Source organism: Sphingomonas koreensis, assembly GCF_002797435.1.
GTDB classification, from domain to species: Bacteria; Pseudomonadota; Alphaproteobacteria; order Sphingomonadales; family Sphingomonadaceae; genus Sphingomonas; species Sphingomonas koreensis.
The window spans coordinates 2,845,130-2,862,068 of the sequence record NZ_PGEN01000001.1 but is presented as its reverse complement, the minus strand read 5'-3'; the positions used below and the strand labels follow the sequence as shown (position 1 = coordinate 2,862,068).

The following is a 16,939-nucleotide window of genomic DNA, read 5'->3' as shown; positions in this document are numbered from 1 at the left end:
GAACGGAGGTTTGCGAAAGATGCTGCTGCCGTTGCTGTTGCTCGCGGGATGCTCGGCCGCACCGCAGGACGCCCCCGACCGCGTCATCGAGCCGCGCCGGTTCGAGGAGAATGCGCCGCGCGGGCACGACCGGCTGCGCGAGACGATGTTGGACCTGCACAATGACGCGCGCGCCGATGTGCGGATGCCGCCGCTGAGCTGGGATCCGGCACTGGCGAAGGCTGCTGAGAGCTATGCCAAGGAACTCGCCCGCCGCAGCGTGTTCGAACATTCGAAGCAGCCGCGCGGCCCGGCGGCGCAAGGCGAGAATCTGTGGACGGGCACCCGCGGCGCCTATCGCTACGAGGAGATGGCGCAGCACTGGATCGACGAGCGGCGCGACTTCGTGAACGGGCCCGTGCCCAATGTCAGCCGCACGGGCAAATTCGGCGATACCGGCCATTACAGCCAGATCGTGTGGAACGGCACGACCCGCGTCGGCTGCGCGCTCGCGAGCAACCGGCGCGACGATTATCTGGTGTGCCGCTATTCCCCTGCCGGAAATGTGTGGGGGCGCAAGGCGCTGCCCTAGCCTTGTGCAGAGCGCACCCGCCCGTTCGAGCAAGACGGGCCGAGCCGCGCTATTTCTGATATTTCCAGAAGCGGCCCTTGCCTTGCGCGATCCATTCCATGGCCTCGGCGATGCGCTTGTCGCGCGTGGCGTCGGTCTTGGCGTCGGCGATCCACGCCAGATACTCCTTGCGGAATGAGGGCGGCTTGCCCTCGAACACAGCCTTCGCCGCCGGATCGGCGTCAAGCCGTTCGCGGAATGCGTCGGGCATGGCGAGATCGGCAGCGGGCTTTGGCGCCCGCTCGGGCAGCTTCACCCCATCCTCGTTGAGGCGCATTGCCTCGCGGATGAAGCCGGCAAGCTCGGCCGCATCGGGCAGGTCGTCGAGCGAGACGATCGCACCGAGATAGCGCTTGTTCGCCTTGAGCGCCGGATTCGCCCGAAGCCGGGGATCGCGCATGATCGCCTGTTTGAGGAAGGTGAAGGCGCAGTGCCGGGGATAGGCGGCCATCACGCACATCATCTCGCCATGATAGTCGAAATGCGGGATGCCCCATTTGATCGCTTCCACCACATCCGGGCATTCGGCGTGCATCGCATCGCGCAGGTGGCGCAGGATCGGCTGCGCGAACGGCGGCGCTGCCGCGATATAGGCATCGACCTTCGGGTCGCGATTGGCATGAGTCACAGCTTGTCCTTTCCGCAATGCATTCCCGATCACGACGAACATACCGCGCGAGAATCGACAGTCCGCGCGAATTTTTCCGCGAACAGTGATGCGGATTCTGTCGTCCGTGCGGGTCCGCAGGGCGCTCGGGGCGCGAATCCTCTGCCGCCTTAGAACCGCCGACTCAGCCTGATGGTGAAGCTGCGCGGTTCCCCCGGCGTGGTGCGGGTGAGCGAGCCGGTGGGGAAATAGCGTTCGTCGAACAGGTTGCGGACATTGGCCTGAAGCGACCAGTCGCCCAGGCGGTAGTAGAGCGCGGCATCGATCAGCGTATAGGCACCGAGCAGGAAGGGCGCGGTCGCCCCCGGCACCGTCGAGGCGGTGCTGGCCATGCGGTTGCTCTCATGATGCAGCCCGAGCCCCGCGCCGAGATTGGCGAGCGGGCCGGTCTGGATCGTGTAGCGGCCCCAGAGATTGACGATGTCGCGCGGGATCGAGCCGAGGCGCGACCCGACGCGCAGCCGGTTGTCGGCGGTGACCACGGCGTTGAGATGGGTATAGGCGCCGGTCAGCTCGACGCCCGGTGCCGGGCGCCACGCGCCCTCGACCTCGAGCCCGCGGGTGCGCTGCTCGCCCGTGATCACATAGACGTTGGGCAGGACGGCATCGGCGGTGGCGACATTGGTTCGGGTCAGTTCGAACAGCGTCAGCATGCCGGTCAGGCTGCCGTCGGCGCGCGCGAATTTGAGGCCGCCTTCGTAATTGACGCCGTTCTCGGGCGGCAGCGGCGTGCCGTCGGCCGAACGGTAGCTGCCCTGCGGGTTGAAGGATTTGGCATAGTTCACATAGGCCGAGACCCAGTCCGCGAGCCTGAGCGTCGCGCCCGCGCGCGGGCTGAACGCGGTGTCGCGCACCGCCTGCCCCTGAACGCCGTTGCTGGTGGTGCGGCTGATCGCGAGATCCCAGCGGCCGCCCAGCGTGATCGCGAGGGCGTCGCCAAGCTTGATATGATCCTGGACATAGATGCCGCGCTGGCGGGTGACGGCGGCATAAGTGGTCGCAGGCACCGCCGGGTTGTGGCCTGAGACGGTGCCGTAGACCGGGTCGAACAGATCGAGCTCATAGGGGCGGCTGGTGTCGTAGAGATTGACGTCGCTGGCCTGGCGCCGGCCATAATCGACCCCGAGCATCAGATAATGGTCGAGCGGCCCGGTATCGAAGCGCGCGCTGGCATTGGTGTCGACGCGGAAATAGGTGCCGTGCTGGTCATAAGGGCCGTAAAAGGCGCGGGTCACGCGGCGGCGATCGGCCGAGATGCCGGTGATGAACAGCCAATTGTCCCAGCTGTTGTGGAAATCCTGGTAGCGCAGCGACTGGTGGACGGCGATCGCGTCGCCGAACTTGTGATCGAACACATAGCCCAGGCTCCAATAGTCATTGTCCTGCACCGCCGGATAGACGCCGTCGTTGATCGAGAGCTTGCGCCGCACCTCGCCATTGGGATTGGGCAGCGCCGTGCCATAGGCCGTGGTCGGCGACCACGGGTTGATATGATCGTCGAGATAGCGGGCGAGCAGGGTCAGCGTGGTCTGCGGCGCCGGCTTCCACGTCAGCGCGGGGGCGATCAGGAGTCGACGCTGACCCGAATAGTCGACGAAGAAATCCTGGTCGCGATAGACCGCGGCAAGGCGAGCGAGCAACGTGCCCGAGGTGTTCAGCGGCGCGTTGGCGTCGAGCGTCACTTCCTTGAAGGCGTAGGCGCCGCCCGCCACGCCGATATCGAGAAAGGCATCGGCCTGCGGGCGCTTGCTGACCAGATTGACGATGCCCGAGATCGGCCCCTGCCCGAACAGGCCCGAGGCGGGGCCCTTCACCACCTCGACCCGTTCGAGGATGCTCATCTCCGACGTGCCATAGCCGGTGTCGTCGAGCAGCCCGTCGAGATAGGTGGCGTTGGTCGCGTTGAAGCCGCGGATGTTGAACCCGTCGAAGAAGCCGTAATTGTTGCTGCGCGAGACGCCCGCGACGTTGAACAGCACGTCGCCGACGCGGCGCAGCCCCTGCACCTCGATCAGTTCGGCAGCGACCGACGAGATCGCCTGGCTGCTTTCGAGCAGCGGGATATCGGCCTTGGCAGCGACCGGGGCCTCTTCGAGATGACCGGTGATGGTGACCGTGTCGGCGGACTGGGCCGACTGCGCGTCCTCTGCGGCGGTGGCGCTGCCGCGCGTCCGGGACGGAGTCTCATCGGCCAGCGCCGCGCCTCCGCTCATGAACATGGAAGCCAGTGTCGCCGAAGCCAGCCAGATCGTTTTCATGTGTTTCCCGCCCTGTTGATCGGGGCGCGGATAGTTATTTTGCGACTGACTCGCAATATCGATTCTATTGGGGGCGCTAAACGCTTTCCTGCGTGCGACGCATGGGCCGCAGATAGCCGACCACCAGCCGCGTGACTTCATCGACCAAGGCCACGGGATCGATCGCGTCGGGGAAATGCAGCACCGCCTCGTGCGTCAGCGTCTCCACCGTGGTCACGCAGATGAAGGTCGCGGTGTCGAGGTCGCGCACCTCGATCTCGCCCCGGCGCTGGTCGAGATAGGCGCGGACCACGGCAAACACCTCGCGGTTGATCGCCTCGATCTCGTCGGGCTGGCCCATGCGCGGGATCTGCTCGTCGAAGATGCGGTGCAGATCGGGATCGACGCGATGCGCAGCGACCATCGCGCCGATCAGCTCGCGCATCGCCGATTCGAGATCGAGCGTGGCGACCGCCTCCATCGAACTGCGCAGCAGATCGAGCATCTGGCGGTTGTGCCGTGCGATCAGCGCCGCGACGATCGATTCCTTGTTGGGGAAATATTGATAGAGCGAGCCGACGCTGACCCCCGCGACGGCGGCGATGCGGTTGGTGCTGGCGCGCTCATACCCCTCGCGCACCAGAATACGAGCAGTCGCATCGAGCAGCGCCTCGACCGTCGCCTGCGAGCGCTGCTGCGACGCGGTTTTCCGCGGGTTCATCTGGATCGTGCGGGCCATGGTCGGCGGTTTCCGGCAATGCGAGTAGACAATGTGAGCGATAGCTCGCAAATTTTACCCATGCAATCCAGCGCCTGACGAAGGAGCCTTCCGATGCCCGCTTACCCCTATGACACGCTGATGCGGTACAAACGCTGGGCGACCCATGGCCTCACCGCGACGATCGCGTCCAATCTCGAGCGGATCGATCCGTTCGACCGGATGCTGATCGTCCGGCTGCTCGACCATATCCAGACGGTGGACGAGATTTTCGGCGACAATCTGGAGTGCCGGCCGCATGGCCGCCGCGCGCCGCGGTCGTCCGAGCTGCCCGAGTTCGAGACGCTGGCGCGCAAGGCGATCGTCACCGCCGAATGGTATGTCTCCTATGCCGACCTGCTGACCCATGCGCAGCGCGACGAGACGATCGACTTCACCTTCTCCAACGGATCGCCGGGACGGATGACGCGCGGCGACATGCTGTTGCACGTCGCGACGCATGGCACCTATCATCGCGGCAATATCGGCATCCTGCTCCAGAAGAACGGGGTCGAGCCCAATGCGGACCGGCTGACCGATTTCCTGATGAGCGAACGCACGCTGGAACCGGCCTGAAAGGACACGACATGCCCCGGCTCGAAACGCACCCGATCCACCTCGGCCTTGGCGCCACCGCCGTCACCGAACCGGTGCTGACCGGTCCGGAATGGTACGAGGCCTATGGCGCGCGCCATGAAGCCGATGGTGCGGAAGGGCGTGTGGTGATGCAGCACCGCTTCAGCGAAAGCTGGGGGATGTGGGAGGTGCATCCGCTGGGCGCGGAGGTGGTGCTGTGCGTGGATGGACGGGTGACGCTGATCCAGCAGGATGAAACCGGCGGCGAGACGCGGGTGACGCTGGAAGCGGGCGACTATGCGATCAACCCGCCCGGGGTGTGGCATACCGCCGATATCGTGCCGGGCGAGCATGCGAACTGCGTGTTCATCACCGCGGGCGCAGGGACCGACCACCGGCCGCGATAGCTAGGCCTTCCACGCCTCAGCCCTGGCGAGCGCGGGGGCGTCGTCGACGTCGAGCCAGTCGAGGTCGCTGCAATCCACGACCTGGGCGCGCCCTTGCGCGGCGAGGATCCGCATCCCCTCGGTCAGCGAGGGCGCGTCGAGCATGTGGAGCGCGTCGAACAGCGGCTGGCCGATCGCGAACACGCCGGTGTCGTAGCAGTCGTGCGGCTCCAGCCCCTTGCCGATCGCCACGATCGCGTCGCCATCGGTCTGGACGCAGGTGACGTCCTCGGGATCGACCCAGGGATGGCCCAGCCGCCGGTCGATGCCGAGCCGCGCGCCGCGACCCGCCCCGGCATCGGCCAGGCGGCGGTAGAGCGCCGGATCGACGAGATGGTCGCACATCGCCAGCAGGGTTTGCTCGTCGCGCTTGAGCAGCGGTTCGGCCGCAAGCAGCGAGCTGCCATTGGGTTTGCGATAATCCTCGACCCGCACCATCTCGACGAAGATCGGCCACGGACCCGCGCGCAGATAGGCCTCGACCTCGTCTGCGCCATAGCCGAGCACGACGATCGCGCGCGACACCCCCGCCGCCGCCAGCCCGTGGATCGCGTGCGCGACGAGCGGACGGCCGGCAACCGGGCAGAGCGGCTTGAACGGTGCGGCGGGACGAAGGCGGCTGCCCTCCCCCGCGGCGAGCAGGATCGCGGTTTCGATCATCATTTTCGGGTCCGCGGTGCCGGCCCGCTCCCCCACCCGGCCACCCGGTCAGGATATGCCATGGGTGGTCGGGTGGGGGAGCGGGCCGGCACCGTTCAGAGGTCAAGCAGCGGCGATGAACTTCTCGACTTCGAGCTGGGCGATGTCGTCGGTCATCTGCGTGCGCGGATGCTTGCAGAAATAGGCCGAGGCCGCGTCGATCGGGCCGGCGAGGCCGCGGTCCTTGGCGAGCTTGGCACAGCGGATCATGTCGATCGCGACACCGGCCGAGTTCGGGCTGTCCTCGACCGACAGGCGCAGCTCGAGGTTCATCGGCACGCCGCCGAACATCGCGCCTTCCATGCGCAGGAAGCAGACCTTGTTGTCGTTCTGCCACGGCACATAGTCCGACGGGCCGATATGGACATTCTCGTCCTCGAGCCGCTCGGCCGCGACCGACTGGACCGCCTCGGTCTTCGACACCTTCTTGGAGGCGAGGCGGCGGTGGTTCGACATGTTGAGGAAGTCGGTGTTGCCGCCGGTGTTGAGCTGATATGTCCGCTCGAGCTTGACGCCGCGCTTGGCGAACAGGTCGGTCAGCACGCGGTGGACGATCGTCGCGCCGAGCTGCGCCTTGATGTCGTCGCCGATGATCGGCACGCCCGCATCGACGAAACGCTGCGCCCATTCGGGGTTGCTGGCGATGAAGACGGGGATGTTGTTGACGAAGGCGACGCCGGCCTCGAGGGCGCATTCGGCATAGAATTCGCTGGCTTCCTGCGACCCGACGGGCAGGTAGTTCATCAGCACGTCGACCTTGGCGGCGCGCAGCGCGGCGATGACCTCGTCCTTGGTCGCCTCACGCTCCTGGGCGACGACGAAGGTGCGGTCGTCGGCATAATCCTCCATATGATCGGCGACGCCGTCGAGGATTCGGCCCATCTGGACCTTGGTGCCGGTCGGCTCGATCGATTCGCAGAAGATCGCAGTGCAGTTGGGCTTGGCGAAGATCGCGTCCGCGACGTCGTGCCCGACCTTGCGCGCGTCGACGTCCCACGCCGCGACGACACGGATGTCGCTGGGACGATAGCCGCCGAGGTCCCAGTGCATCAGGCCGACCGTCTCGTTGGCGCCGTCACGATAATGCGACAGGCCCTGAACCAGAGAGCTGGCGCAGTTGCCGACGCCGACGATGGCGATGTTGATGCTCGACATTTTACTTCACGTCCTTTGGGTGTTGGATGGGGTGGAAAGCGATTGACTTGCGGCACCGGCAAGCCGCGCTTCGACCGCGCGGTGCCAGAACAGGCCGATGAGGAGGATGACGGTGAGCGGGATCAGCTCGAACCACCAGAAGAAGCGCGGATTGCCCGCGAGACAGGCGAGGAAGATCGCAAGCACGCGCATATTGGCGCTCAGCAGCCGCATCAGTCCCAGCGGGCCGGTCGCCGCCTCGCCATAGGCGGAACCGACGGAAGCCGGATCGGGATGACGGCGCAGCATATCGTCGAACGCGCGGGAGAAACGGTCGACCGCGTTCGCAACCGAATCGTAAAGACGCACCAGCGGGTTGCCGCTGGGCACGGGCGGCGTGCCCGCATCGCCCTTGACCCGCCGATGGAACCGGTATCGCTCGCCTTCGTAGAGGCTCGATTGCACCGCATGTGCGACGCCGGCCGAGATCGCCAGCGCCCAGCCCTCGACCGTGCCGATCGAGCTGGCGAGGACGACATAGATCAGGATGAAGACGCCGTGGTCGCACAGCCCGTCGAGGAAGCGGCCAAGCGCGCTGGCGGTGCCGGTCGCGCGGGCGATCATCCCGTCGAGCCCGTCGGCGATCAGCCAGCCGACCGACAGCAGCAGCCCGGCGATCGCCCAGCGCCAGTCGGTCCAGTTGGAATAGGCGAAGGCAGCACCGATCCCCAGCGCAAGTCCGCAGACCGAAACCGCGTTGGCCGATATTCCGCGCGCGACAAACCACGGCAACAGGCCGCGGCCTGCCGGGTGGATGATCCAGAGGTTCGTCGGATCCTCGATCCGGCGATCCCGCGACCGATCCGGCGGAGGAATTGTCATGGAGCTGTCACGTACAGCGCGAGGTGGCCACGCAGCAAGCGAATTGATGGAGATCGGATGGAGCGTGGCGCGACGGCCTCACCATCCACCGCGCGCATGCAAACAATGCAACCGGCAGCGGTCGCGATGCTCCGGCGGCGGGGCGTGCCGGCTCCCCGACCGGCGTCCCCCGAACGGGTTCCGGCGGACGGGATCGGGCTGGCTGTCCCGGCGCAAGGAGCGTACAGCTAAACCATTGACGTCAGGGGATTCCAAAGCACGGCGTTGACGGACAGCAATTGGAGCGCTGCCGCTTGCAGAGCCGGAGCTTTCGCATGCACCAGACACCCCAACCCGACTATCTTGCTCGTCGCCATCGCGAGAGCGTCGAACGCGGCGAGGCCGCAAGCGACCCCGCGATCGGCCGGATCCATCGCAAGTTCGCGCAACTTTATGCGACGAAACTCGACGGCGAGCCGCGCCCGGCCGGCCGCTGAAGCAGGCGGTTCGCACCGCCCGCCCGCAATCAGAACACCGCCGCGACGAGCTGGCGGAAGGCATCGGCACGGTGGCTCATCGCATGTTTTGCCTCGGGTGCCATCTCGCCAAACGTCTCCGCATGGCCATTGGGCAGGAACATCGGATCATAGCCGAAGCCGTTGGCGCCGCGCGGCGGCCAGACGAGCGTGCCGTCCACCCGCCCTTCGAACCATTCGACATGGCCGTCGGGCCAGGCGAGCGCGAGCGCGCAGACGAAATGCGCGTCGCGAGTCGGCGCGGGTTGCCCCTCGACCGCAGTGCCGGCGATGTTCTTTTCGGCCAGCTCCATCGCGACGCCGAAATCCTTGGACGGCCCGGCCCAGCGCGCCGAGAAGATGCCCGGTTCCCCGCCCAGCGCGTCGACGCACAGCCCCGAATCGTCGGCAAGCGCGGGCAGGCCCGACAGGTCGGCGGCCTGCATCGCCTTCAACTCCGCATTGGCGACGAAGGTGGTGCCGGTCTCGTCCGGCTCGGGCAGGCCGAGCGATCCGGCGCTGACCGGCTCGATCCCATAGGGCGCGAGCAGCGCGCGAATCTCGCGCACCTTGCCTTCGTTATGACTGGCGATGACGAGCTTGCCCGGCGCGAGCTTGCGAATCGCCTGCGGGTCCCTGCCCTCCCCGCTCACCGCCCGGCGGCCTTGAGCTGGGCGGCGAAGATGTCGTTGCAGCCGATGCGGGCGAGGCGGAGCAGGCGGAGCAGCCCTTCCTCGTCATAGGTGGCGCCTTCCGCGGTCGCCTGCGCCTCGGCGATCTTGCCGTCGGCAAGCAGCACGAAATTGGCGTCGGCGTCGGCCGCGCTGTCCTCGTCATAGTCGAGGTCGAGCACGGGCGTGCCCTGATAGATGCCGCACGAGACCGCCGCGACCTGAGTGAGGATCGGATCGGTGGTCAGCGCGCCCGAGGCGAGCAGCTTGTCCACTGCGATGCGCAGCGCGACCCATGCGCCGGAGATCGCCGCCGTGCGGGTGCCGCCATCGGCCTGGATCACGTCGCAGTCGAGCGTGATCTGGCGCTCGCCCAGCGCGGTGAGATCGGTGACGGCGCGCAGCGAGCGGCCGATCAGCCGCTGGATTTCCTGGGTGCGGCCCGACTGCTTGCCCTTCGCCGCCTCGCGGTTGCCGCGGGTATGGGTGGCGCGGGGGAGCATACCATATTCTGCGGTCACCCAGCCCTGCCCCTTGCCGCGCAGGAAGGGGGGCACGCGCTCCTCGACGCTGGCGGTGACGAGCACCTTGGTGTTGCCGAATGCGATCAGCACCGAGCCTTCGGCATGGATGGTGAAATTGGGCTCGATCGAGATTGCGCGCATCTGATCGGTGGTGCGGCCGCTGGGGCGCATAACGGGAATCTCCTGTGGGTTTCTTGTCCCGGCACCTAAACGCCGGGAACCGAACGCGCCAGTCTCGGTTCGCGATCCGTGGAGGATCATCGATGAAGCGTATCGCGATTTTACTGGCCGGGTTGGGGACGAGCGCCTGTATTCCGCAGGTGTCGCCGCCGGGGGGATCCCCCCGCCCGCCGGTCGCGCCGAGACCGCAGGCACCGCCGCCCCACACGCCCCGGCCGCCGGAAACGCCAATGCCCCCGGTGAGCGGCGAGGCGATCGAATATCAGACCGGGCCGTGCTTTGGCAGCTGCCCGGTCTATCGCTTTCAGGTGAACCCCAACGGCACCGGCAGCTTCACCGGCATCCGCTTCACCGCCGTCACGGGCCAGCGCAGCTTCCGGGTGACGCCGCAGCAGGCGGCGGCGCTGGCGCAATCGCTGGCCCCGTGGCGCCCGGCGACCGGGCGGACCCGGCGCTATGCCCATGGCGAGCCGGGATGCGAGCGGGCAGCGACCGACATGCCCAGCGCCGAGATACGCTGGCGCGGGCGGCGCAGCACCACGACGCTCTATTTCGACTTCGGCTGCGACCGCGACGCCAACCGCGCCATGGCCGCCGCGATCGGCAATGCGCCCGACCTGATCCCCGCGCTCGCGCCCTTGATCGGGGCCCGCCCCTAAACGAGCCTCGCCCTTGAGCCGCGGCGCGGGTGCGTTACATGACTATCCTGTGACCACCCCGCCGATCACCGAGCTGACCGACCGCGCCCGCGACATTTTTCGCGTGGTGGTCGAATCGTATCTGGATGCGGGTCAGCCGGTCGGGTCGCGGACGATTTCGCGCGTGGCGGGCCTCAACCTCTCGCCCGCATCGATCCGCAACGTGATGCAGGACCTGGAGGAGTTCGGGCTGCTCGCCGCGCCGCACACCAGCGCGGGGCGGATGCCGACCGAGCTGGGCCTCAGGCTGTTCGTCGACGGGATGATGCGCGCGTCCGAACCCTCGGCCGAGGAGCGCGCGGCGATCGAGTCGCGGGCGGGCGGCGGCGGGCCGGTCGAGGAGGCGCTGGCCAGCACCACCGCCGCGCTCTCCGGCCTGTCGGCCTGTGCCGGCATGGTGCTGGTGCCCAAGGCCGAGCGCGTGCTGCGCCAGTTCGGCTTCGTGCCGCTGGGGCAGGACCGCGCGCTCGCGGTGCTGGTGGGCGAGGACGGATCGGTCGAGAACCGCGTGGTCGAGCTGCCGCCGGGCATGCCGGTCGCCGCGCTGGAACAGGCGGCCAATTATCTGACCGCGACGCTGGGCGGACTGACGCTGAGCGAAGCGCGCGCGCGGGTCGAGCGCGAGCTGCGCGCCGAGCGCGCGGCGCTGGACGATGCGGCGCGGGCGCTGGTCGAGCGCGGGCTTGCCGTCTGGTCGCAGGATGGCGACGACCGGCCGGTGCTGATCGTGCGCGGGCAGGCGCGGCTGATCGACAGCGCGGCGGCCGACGACCTCGACCGGGTCAGCCAGCTGCTCGACGAGCTGGAAGGCAAGGAGGAGATCGCCCGCCTGCTCGACAGCGCGCGCGAGGGCGAGGCGACGCGCATCTTCATCGGATCGGAGAATAAATTGTTCGCGCTATCGGGGTCGTCGGTGATCGCGAAACCGGTGCGCGCGCTCGACGGGCGGGTGGTCGGCGTGGTCGGTGTGATCGGACCGACACGGTTGAACTATGCCCGCGTCGTGCCCATGGTGGATTTCACCGCGGCGACACTCGCCAGATTGCTGGCCTGAAACACGAAGAAAAACAGGGACCATGACCGAAGAAAGCAAGACCGAAGCGACCGAGGACCTCCGCCAGGAGACTGCAGAGGGCGCCCCCGAAGTCGCCGAGCACGATCGCGTCGCCGAGCTGGAAGCGCAGCTCGCCGAGGCACAGTCCGCGAGCCTCTATGCCCGCGCCGAGGCCCAGAACCTGCTGCGCCGCGCGCAGAAGGAGGCCGAGGACGCGCGCGCCTATGCCGCGACCAGCTTCGCCCGCGACATCCTGTCGGTTGCCGACAACCTTGCCCGCGCCCTTTCCGCGATTCCCGAGGAACTGCGCGAGGACGAGAAGCTCAAGGGCCTCGTCACCGGGCTTGAGGCGACCGGCCGCGAACTCGACAGCGTGTTCGCGCGGCACGGCATCTCCAAGGTGTCGGCGCTGGGCGAGGCGCTCGATCCCAACCGCCATCAGGCGATGATGGAAGTGCCGAGCGCCGACGCCGCCCCGGGCACGATCGTGCAGGAAATCCAGACCGGCTACATGATCAAGGACCGGTTGCTGCGCCCCGCGCTGGTCGGCGTGGCGCGCAAGCCGGACTAGCCCCACCGGAATCCGTCACCCCGGCACAGGGCCGGGGTGACGATATCGTTATCGTATGTAGCGCCCCGCCGCCGCTTCCCCTATCTCCCTTCCATGTCCGCGCGTTTCGACTCCGTTCCGCACCGCCGCGCGATCGTCGACCGGCGGGCGCTGGCGGACGAGCTGGCGGCGATCACTGCGCCCGATACGATGCGGCTGCGCCAGGCGGCGGCGCTCCGGCTCAAGGCGGCGCTGGAGGCCGGGCGTGGCGAGATCGCCCGGCGGCTGGAAGAGCATCCCGCACGCGGGCATGAGAGCGCGGCGAGCGGCGCGTTCCTGATGGACCAGCTGCTCCGCGTGCTGTGGGACTTCACCCTCGCGCGGCTCTATCCCAACAGCAACCCGAGCGCCGCCGAGCGCATGGCGCTGGTCGCGGTCGGCGGCTATGGCCGCGGCGAGATGGCGCCGTTCAGCGACGTCGACATCGCCTTCATCACCCCGTGGAAGCAGACCAGCTGGAGCGAGCAGGTGATCGAATCGATCCTCTACTCGCTGTGGGACATGGGGCTGAAGGTCGGGCACAGCTCGCGCTCGCTCGACGAGATGGTGCGCGAGGCCAAGGCGGACGTGACGATCCGCACCGCGCTGCTCGAGGGACGATATGTCTGGGGCGACACCGCGCTGTATGACGAGGCGTCGGCGCGCTTCAAAACCGAGGTGCAGAAGGACAGCGCCCGCGCCTTCATCGCGCAGAAGCTGGACGAGCGGAACGAGCGCCACCGCAAGATGGGCGACAGCCGCTATGTCGTCGAGCCCAACGTCAAGGAGGGCAAGGGCGGACTGCGCGACCTGCACACGTTGTTCTGGATCGGGAAGTACGCGCATGGCGTGGTCGAGCCGGCCGAGCTTGTGGGCGCCGGCCTTTTGACCAAGCTGGAATATCGCCAGTTCCGCCGCGCGGAGAATTTCCTGTGGGCGGTGCGCTGTCACCTGCACAATCTCGCGGGGCGCGCCGAGGATCGCCTGACCTTCGATTTCCAGCGCGAGATCGCCGAGCGCATGCGCTACGCCGACCGGCCGGGCAAGTCGAAGGTCGAGCGCTTCATGCACTTCTACTTCCTGCAGGCGAAGATGGTCGGCGACCTGACCGGCGTCTTCCTCGCCCATCTCGACGAGAAGTTCGCCGCGCGCGGGAGCCGTTTCGGGCTGCCGCGCATCCGCCGCTCGCCCGCGAAGCTCAAGGGCTTCGTGCTCGATCGCGGGCGGCTGGCACTGCCGCGCGATACGTTCTTCGCCGAGGACCCCGTGCGGCTGCTCGAGGTGTTCCAGCTTGCCGACCTGCACGGGCTGGAAGTGCATCCGCTGACGATGCGTGCCGCCGCGCGCGACGCCAAGCTGATCGACGAGAAACGCAACGATCCCCGCGCCAACGCGCTGTTCATGGACGTGCTGACGTCCCCGCGCGATCCCGAGACGGTGCTGCGCTGGATGAACGAGGCGGGGGTGTTCGGCCGTTTCGTACCCGACTTCGGCCGCGTCGTCGCGCAGATGCAGTTCGACATGTACCACCATTATACGGTGGACGAGCATTCGATCCGTGCGATCGGGCTGCTCAGCCAGATCGAGAAGGGCGACCTGAAGGAGGACCATCCGCTCGCCAGCGGCATCCTCGACCAGATCGCCTCGCGGCGCGCGCTCTACGTCTCGGTGCTGCTCCACGACATCGCCAAGGGGCGCGGCGGCGACCATAGCATCCTCGGTGCCGAAGTCGCCCAGCGGCTGGGCCCGCGATTCGGCCTGACCCCGGCCGAGACGGAGACGGTGGCCTGGCTCGTCCGCTGGCACCTGCTCATGTCCGCCACCGCGTTCAAGCGCGACCTTTCGGACTTCAAGACGATCCTCGATTTCGCCGAGGTGGTGCAGTCGCCGCAGCGGCTGATGATGCTGCTGGTCCTCACCATCGTCGATATCCGCGCGGTCGGCCCGGGCGTTTGGAACGGGTGGAAACGCCAGCTGCTCACCAACCTCTTCGACAGCGCCGAGGAGGTGCTGCGGCTGGGCCACAAGCAGAAGGGCCGCGGGGAGCGGATCGCGGCGAAGCAGGCCGAGCTGTCGGCGGCGATCGGCCGCGACATGAGCGCGCTGATCCGGCGGCTGCCCGACGCCTATTGGGTCGCCGAGCCCGAGGATGTGATCGAGCGCAACGCCCGCTTCATCGAGCGCGCGGGCGACGCACAGCTCTCGGTCGAGGCGACGGTCTATCCCGATCGCGGGGCGACGCTGGTGACCGTCTATGCAGCGGACCATGCCGGCCTGTTCTACCGCATCGCCGGCGCGATCCACGCTGCGGGCGGCAACATCATCGACGCGCGCATCCACACCACGCGCGACGGCATGGCGATCGACAATTTCCTGGTGCAGGACCCGCTCGGCCGGCCGTTCGACGACCCCGGCCAGCTCGGCCGGATCGAGACCGGTATCGCGGAGGCGCTGGCCAACCGCGCCAAGCTCACCGAGCGGCTCGCGGCCAAGCCCCTGCCCCGTCCGCGCGCCGACGCCTTCGCGATCGAGCCGGCGGTGCTGATCGACAACAAGGCGTCGAACCGGTTCACGGTGATCGAGGTCAACGCGCGCGACCGGCCGGCGCTGCTCCACCACCTTGCCTATGCGCTGTTCCAGTCGAAGGTGACGATCCACAGCGCGCACGTCGCCACCTATGGCGAGCGCGCAGTCGACACTTTCTATGTCACCGATCTGACCGGCGACAAGATCAGCGCGGTACTGCGGCTCAAGTCGCTCGAGCGGCGAATGCTGGATGCCGCCACCGGGTTGGGAGAGTTCGCGACAGCCGCGTGAGCACGCCGTTGCAATTCCGCCACAAGTGAGTTAGTCCGGCAACACACTTACTTCCGGAATTTCCACCATGCAGACCCAGAGTCTCGATACAGCCGAAACCCCTGCCCGTTCGGGATGGCTGCGCGGCCTTCGCAAGCGTTGGGTCAGGTGGACGGCAGCACTGGCGGTCATGGGGTTCGGCGTCTTCATCACGCTGAGCATCTGGGCCGAGCCGGGCTCGCCGGTCGCCTTCCATGGCGGCAGGCTGATGGCGAGCGGACGGCTCCAGCAGGTATTGAACGACCCATCGGCCGCTGGTGGCGAATATGGTCCGACTGTTGGCAAGGACTTCACCGACAAGGCGGGGCGCAACTGCCGCCCGTTCGCGCAAGGCGCGATCGATGGCACCGCATGCCGGATCGACGGCGAGTGGCGGGTGATCGAGATGCGCCAGCGCTGACGCTGGGCAGTTACAGGCAGCCTGAAGAGGCAATCGAAGCCCACTTCCTTCCCTCCGTCATCCCGGCCTTGTGCCAGAATGACGGAGGGAACCGCACCCGCCTAGCCGAACCCGACTTTGCGTCCTAGGATCGCGCCACCGGCAAGGAGATGGATCGATGGGCGTACTCGGTATCGGCGGGTTCTTCTTTCGCGCAAAGGACCCGGATGCGCTGGTCGCATGGTATCGCGAGCATCTGAATATCGGCATGGGGTGCAATGCTGAAGGCGAGGGCGATCCCGAAGACTGGTTCTGGCAGACCCAGGGCGGGCCGACGGTGTTCGCGCCGTTCAAGGCCGACACCGACTATTTCGCCGCCGACAAGCAGTTCCTGATCAACCTGCGCGTCAGCGACCTCGAAGGGATGCTGGAGCAGCTCAACGCCGCTGGAATCGCGATCATCACCAAGGACGAGTGGGATACGCCGGAAACCGGCAGGTTCGCGCGAATCCACGATCCCGAGGGCAATGCGATCGAGCTGTGGGAGCCGCCGGCACAATGAACAAGGCCCTGATCTTCGCGCTGCTGGCGGTCGCGATCAGCCTGGTCACCGTCTTCATCGCGGTCAATGCCGCACGGGCCAAGGCCGCGAAGCCGAGCGGCGACGGCGGCACCGGAACCAACGGCGATTCGCCGGACGGGGGTTCGGATGGAGGAGGCGGCGGCTGCGACTAGGCGCAGCCGCAAATCGGGTCACTTGGGCGAAAGCACCATCAGCATCTGACGGCCTTCCATACGCGGATAGGACTCGACCTTCGCGTCTTCGGCGCAATCGTCCTGCACGCGCTTGAGCAGCGCCATGCCGAGCTGGCCGTGCGACAGCTCGCGACCGCGGAAGCGCAGGGTGATCTTCACCTTGTCGCCCTCACCGATGAACTTGTGGACCGCCTTCATCTTGGTCTCATAGTCATGGTCGTCGATGTTCGGACGCATCTTGATCTCCTTGATCTCCTGCGTCTTCTGCGACTTGCGGGCGAGGTTCGCCTTTTTCTGCGCCTCGTACTTGTACTTGCCGACATCGAGGAACTTGGCGACGGGCGGATCGGCGTTGGGCGACACTTCGACCAGGTCGAGGCCGAGCTCCTGCGCCTGTTCCATCGCTTCACGCGTGTACATCACGCCCAGATTCTCACCCTCATGGTCGATCACGCGAACCTTGGGCGACTGGATGAATTCATTGAAGCGCGGGCCGGTGGGCACCGGGGGCGCGAACCCGCGCCGGGACATGGGAGGACGTATAGGAACAGCTCCTGTTACAGTTATAGACCGATAAGATAGCGCGCCACAGCGCGACAGGGTAGCCCTGCCGCGCGCCTTCAGGCGAAAAAGCCACAGGCTGTGGCGCGAACGCTACGCAGATATGGGCCCTGCGGCCGGTCGGGGCAAGCTGAACGCCCGAATTTGTGACGCCGGGCCGCTGCCGCGA

The 16,939-nt window shown here is 67.2% G+C and carries 20 protein-coding genes; 11 read left to right on the top strand and 9 right to left on the bottom strand.

The genetic code is table 11. The features are described 5' to 3' along the window. The first annotated feature begins 19 nt into the window (after positions 1-19). Positions 20-571 carry a CAP family protein gene (locus BDW16_RS13575; protein WP_241230542.1) on the top strand — a complete coding sequence of 184 codons (552 nt, stop codon included), beginning with the start codon at positions 20-22 and terminating at the stop codon, positions 569-571. A gap of 49 nt (positions 572-620) precedes the next feature. Here BDW16_RS13575 and BDW16_RS13570 read toward each other — a convergent pair whose 3' ends face one another. The 3 genes from BDW16_RS13570 to BDW16_RS13560 form a co-directional block, all read right to left on the bottom strand. Then, positions 621-1,238, bottom strand: coding sequence for a YdeI/OmpD-associated family protein (locus BDW16_RS13570; RefSeq protein ID WP_237241189.1), 618 nt, complete (start codon positions 1,236-1,238; stop codon positions 621-623). Between the two features lie 149 nt (positions 1,239-1,387). Continuing rightward, positions 1,388-3,535, bottom strand: a complete 2,148-nt coding sequence (locus BDW16_RS13565) for a TonB-dependent siderophore receptor (RefSeq protein ID WP_066581726.1) — start codon at positions 3,533-3,535, stop codon at positions 1,388-1,390. A 76-nt stretch (positions 3,536-3,611) separates the two neighbouring features. After that, positions 3,612-4,253, bottom strand: a complete 642-nt coding sequence (locus BDW16_RS13560; protein ID WP_066581728.1) for a TetR/AcrR family transcriptional regulator — start codon at positions 4,251-4,253, stop codon at positions 3,612-3,614. 93 nt (positions 4,254-4,346) lie between these two features. Between BDW16_RS13560 and BDW16_RS13555 the strand changes: the two genes are divergently transcribed. Continuing rightward, on the top strand, positions 4,347-4,847 hold the full coding sequence (locus tag BDW16_RS13555; RefSeq protein ID WP_066581729.1) for a DinB family protein: 501 nt from the start codon (positions 4,347-4,349) through the stop codon (positions 4,845-4,847). 11 nt (positions 4,848-4,858) lie between these two features. Next, positions 4,859-5,254, top strand: a complete 396-nt coding sequence (locus BDW16_RS13550) for a cupin domain-containing protein (protein ID WP_066581731.1) — start codon at positions 4,859-4,861, stop codon at positions 5,252-5,254. Here BDW16_RS13550 and BDW16_RS13545 read toward each other — a convergent pair whose 3' ends face one another. The 3 genes from BDW16_RS13545 to BDW16_RS13535 all read right to left on the bottom strand — a co-directional run bounded on the left by BDW16_RS13545 (position 5,255) and on the right by BDW16_RS13535 (position 8,008). Then, a complete protein-coding gene (locus BDW16_RS13545) occupies positions 5,255-5,956 on the bottom strand; it encodes a phosphocholine cytidylyltransferase family protein (protein ID WP_241230543.1) in 702 nt (233 codons plus the stop codon). 99 nt (positions 5,957-6,055) lie between these two features. After that, positions 6,056-7,147 carry an inositol-3-phosphate synthase gene (locus BDW16_RS13540; RefSeq protein ID WP_066571625.1) on the bottom strand — a complete coding sequence of 364 codons (1,092 nt, stop codon included), beginning with the start codon at positions 7,145-7,147 and terminating at the stop codon, positions 6,056-6,058. A 6-nt stretch (positions 7,148-7,153) separates the two neighbouring features. Continuing rightward, on the bottom strand, positions 7,154-8,008 hold the full coding sequence (locus tag BDW16_RS13535) for a CDP-alcohol phosphatidyltransferase family protein (protein ID WP_066571626.1): 855 nt from the start codon (positions 8,006-8,008) through the stop codon (positions 7,154-7,156). 314 nt (positions 8,009-8,322) lie between these two features. Between BDW16_RS13535 and BDW16_RS21365 the strand changes: the two genes are divergently transcribed. Then, the gene (locus tag BDW16_RS21365) at positions 8,323-8,484 is read left to right on the top strand and encodes a hypothetical protein (protein WP_157081350.1); all 162 of its coding nucleotides are present in this window, start codon (positions 8,323-8,325) and stop codon (positions 8,482-8,484) included. Between the two features lie 29 nt (positions 8,485-8,513). On the opposite strand, the gene rdgB is transcribed toward BDW16_RS21365, so the two are convergent. After that, positions 8,514-9,155: an RdgB/HAM1 family non-canonical purine NTP pyrophosphatase gene (gene rdgB, locus BDW16_RS13530; RefSeq protein ID WP_066571627.1), complete on the bottom strand. Its 642-nt coding sequence runs from the start codon at positions 9,153-9,155 to the stop codon at positions 8,514-8,516. After that, positions 9,152-9,868: a ribonuclease PH gene (gene rph, locus BDW16_RS13525; RefSeq protein ID WP_066571628.1), complete on the bottom strand. Its 717-nt coding sequence runs from the start codon at positions 9,866-9,868 to the stop codon at positions 9,152-9,154. The genes rdgB and rph overlap by 4 nt, the downstream gene beginning before the upstream one ends. Positions 9,869-10,107: 239 nt before the next feature. Here rph and BDW16_RS13520 point away from each other — a divergent pair, with 239 nt between their 5' ends. The 7 genes from BDW16_RS13520 (at position 10,108) to BDW16_RS21360 (ending at position 16,188) form a co-directional block, all read left to right on the top strand. Continuing rightward, positions 10,108-10,536, top strand: coding sequence for a DUF6438 domain-containing protein (locus tag BDW16_RS13520; protein ID WP_241230544.1), 429 nt, complete (start codon positions 10,108-10,110; stop codon positions 10,534-10,536). A 49-nt stretch (positions 10,537-10,585) separates the two neighbouring features. Continuing rightward, the gene (gene hrcA / locus BDW16_RS13515) at positions 10,586-11,629 is read left to right on the top strand and encodes a heat-inducible transcriptional repressor HrcA (RefSeq protein WP_066571632.1); all 1,044 of its coding nucleotides are present in this window, start codon (positions 10,586-10,588) and stop codon (positions 11,627-11,629) included. A gap of 22 nt (positions 11,630-11,651) precedes the next feature. Beyond that, complete coding sequence (gene grpE / locus BDW16_RS13510; protein ID WP_066571633.1) at positions 11,652-12,200, top strand: nucleotide exchange factor GrpE; 549 nt, start codon at positions 11,652-11,654, stop codon at positions 12,198-12,200. A gap of 93 nt (positions 12,201-12,293) precedes the next feature. Then, the gene (locus BDW16_RS13505) at positions 12,294-15,035 is read left to right on the top strand and encodes a [protein-PII] uridylyltransferase (RefSeq protein WP_066571638.1); all 2,742 of its coding nucleotides are present in this window, start codon (positions 12,294-12,296) and stop codon (positions 15,033-15,035) included. Positions 15,036-15,102: 67 nt separating this feature from the next. Then, complete coding sequence (locus tag BDW16_RS13500; protein WP_066571640.1) at positions 15,103-15,474, top strand: hypothetical protein; 372 nt, start codon at positions 15,103-15,105, stop codon at positions 15,472-15,474. Positions 15,475-15,631: 157 nt separating this feature from the next. Next, positions 15,632-16,015: a VOC family protein gene (locus tag BDW16_RS13495; protein WP_066571641.1), complete on the top strand. Its 384-nt coding sequence runs from the start codon at positions 15,632-15,634 to the stop codon at positions 16,013-16,015. Further along, entirely contained in the window at positions 16,012-16,188 is a 177-nt protein-coding gene (locus BDW16_RS21360; RefSeq protein ID WP_157081351.1) for a hypothetical protein, read from the top strand. The genes BDW16_RS13495 and BDW16_RS21360 overlap by 4 nt, the downstream gene beginning before the upstream one ends. 18 nt (positions 16,189-16,206) lie before the next feature. On the opposite strand, the gene infC is transcribed toward BDW16_RS21360, so the two are convergent. Further along, positions 16,207-16,740 (bottom strand): translation initiation factor IF-3, encoded by a 534-nt coding sequence (infC, locus tag BDW16_RS13490; protein WP_066571643.1) that lies wholly within the window; start codon positions 16,738-16,740, stop codon positions 16,207-16,209. Positions 16,741-16,939 lie beyond the last annotated feature (199 nt).